At 72.6% G+C, this 2,552-nt stretch carries 1 protein-coding gene; it reads left to right on the forward strand.

Annotated features, from left to right (window positions below; genetic code table 11):
* Positions 1–2,552 (forward strand): Rne/Rng family ribonuclease (locus ACWGIU_RS35225; protein ID WP_453712168.1); only part of this gene is annotated, 2,552 nt, incomplete at both ends.

Here is a 2,552-nt window from a genome sequence, read left to right on the forward strand (position 1 = left end):
GACCCCGGCGAGCCCCCGTCGCGCCCCCCTCGCCGCGGCCCCGGTCGCGGCCGTCGCGGTGACACCGGCTCCGTCGTCGCGTCCGCCGAGCACGAGGCCGAGACCGCCGAGCAGGACGCCGCCGAGCGGGACGCCGAGGAGGAAGAGGACGAGGAGTCCGACGAGGCCCTCGGCTCCAGCTCCAGCCGTCGTCGCCGTCGTCGCCGCCGTCGCAGTGGCGAGGGCGCTGCCGAGGCCACCGAAGCGGGCGACGAGGACGGTGTGCGTACCGTCGTCAAGGTCCGCGAGCCGCGCCCGGCGCGCGAGAGGACCGAGTCCTCCGACGAGGTCCAGTCCATCAAGGGCTCGACCCGCCTGGAGGCGAAGAAGCAGCGCCGCCGAGAAGGCCGCGAGCAGGGCCGCCGTCGTGTCCCGATCATCACCGAGGCCGAGTTCCTGGCCCGCCGTGAGGCCGTCGAGCGCGTCATGGTCGTCCGCCAGGCCGGCGAGCGTACCCAGATCGGCGTCCTCGAGGACAACGTGCTCGTCGAGCACTACGTCAACAAGGAGGAAGCCACCTCGTACGTCGGCAACGTCTACCTGGGCAAGGTCCAGAACGTGCTGCCGTCCATGGAGGCCGCCTTCATCGACATCGGCAAGGGCCGCAACGCCGTCCTGTACGCCGGCGAGGTCAACTTCGAGGCGCTCGGCATGGCCAACGGGCCGCGCCGCATCGAGTCCGCCCTCAAGTCCGGCCAGTCGGTCCTGGTGCAGGTCACCAAGGACCCGATCGGTCACAAGGGCGCCCGCCTGACCAGCCAGGTCTCGCTGCCCGGCCGCTACCTGGTCTACGTGCCCGAGGGCTCGATGACCGGCATCAGCCGCAAGCTGCCCGACACCGAGCGCGCGCGCCTGAAGACCATCCTCAAGAAGATCGTCCCCGAGGACGCGGGCGTCATCGTGCGCACCGCCGCCGAGGGCGCGAGCGAGGACGAGCTGCGCCGCGACGTCGAGCGTCTGCAGGCCCAGTGGGAGGACATCCAGAAGAAGTCGAAGCAGATCTCGACGTCTTCGCCGAGCCTGCTCTACGGCGAGCCGGACATGACCGTCCGCGTCGTGCGCGACATCTTCAACGAGGACTTCTCGAAGGTCATCGTCAGCGGTGACGGCGCCTGGGAGACCATCCACGGCTACGTGAACCACGTGGCCCCGGACCTGGCCGACCGGCTGTCCCGCTGGACCTCCGAGGTCGACGTCTTCGCGACGTACCGGATCGACGAGCAGCTCGCCAAGGCGCTCGACCGCAAGGTGTGGCTGCCCTCGGGCGGCTCGCTTGTGATCGACAAGACCGAGGCGATGATCGTCATCGACGTCAACACCGGCAAGTTCACCGGTCAGGGCGGCAACCTCGAAGAGACCGTCACCAGGAACAACCTGGAGGCGGCCGAGGAGATCGTGCGCCAGCTCCGGCTGCGCGACCTGGGCGGCATCGTCGTCATCGACTTCATCGACATGGTCCTGGAGTCCAACCGCGACCTGGTCCTGCGACGGATGCTGGAGTGCCTGGGCCGCGACCGTACGAAGCACCAGGTGGCCGAGGTCACCTCGCTGGGCCTGGTCCAGATGACCCGCAAGCGGGTGGGCCAGGGTCTGCTGGAGTCCTTCTCCGAGACGTGTGTCCACTGCAACGGCCGCGGTGTCATCGTCCACATGGAGACGCCGACCGTGATCGGCGGCGGTGGCAACGGCAAGCGCGCCAAGCGCCGCGGTGGCCGCACCGAGTTCGACCAGCACGACCACGAGGTCGAGACGGTCGAGACGGAGGGCTTTGAGACCGAGGCCGAGGTGGCCGCCGAGGCCGCCGCGCCGCAGGCCTTGCCCGAGCCGGAGTTCGTCGCGGACGAGGAGCTCTACAGCAGCCCGGCCGAGGCCGAGGCCGCCGCGGGCATCAGCGGCCGCCGCAACCGGCGCCGTGCCACCCGTAAGGCGACCGCTCCGGCGGGCGCCCCGCGCGGTGCGGTCGCCCCGGCGCCGGCCCCGGTGGCCGAGGTCGTCGCCGAGCCCGTGACCGAGCCGGCCGACACCGTCCTGGAGCCGGCTGCCGCGGTCGTCGACGAAGCCGTCGAGGCTGCGGAGACGGTCGAGGCCGCCCCGGTCGAGGAAGCCGCGCCCAAGGGCCGTACCCGTCGCCGTGCGACCCGTAAGGCCACCGCCCCGGCGGGGGCCCCGGCCCCCGCGGTCGAGGTGGCCCCGGAGCCGGAGCCGGTCGTCGTGCCGGAGCCCGAGCCCGTCGTCGAGCCCGAGCCCGAGGTCGTCGCCGTCGCCGAGGTCGAGGAGGCCCCCGTCGTGGAGGCCGCTCCGGCCCGTCCGCGGCGCCGTGCCACCCGCAAGGCCACCGCTCCCGCCGGTTCCCCGGCCGGCGCGGCAGAGGCCGCCGTGGTGGTCGTCGAGACCCCGGTGACCGAGGCCCCGGCGCCGGCCGAGGAGGCCGCACCCGTGGCCGAGGAGGCCGCCCCGGCCAAGAAGGCAGCCAAGAAGGCCCCGGCCAAGAAGGCGACCGCGGCGAAGAAGGC

This window comes from Streptomyces sp. NPDC054840, from assembly GCF_053611065.1.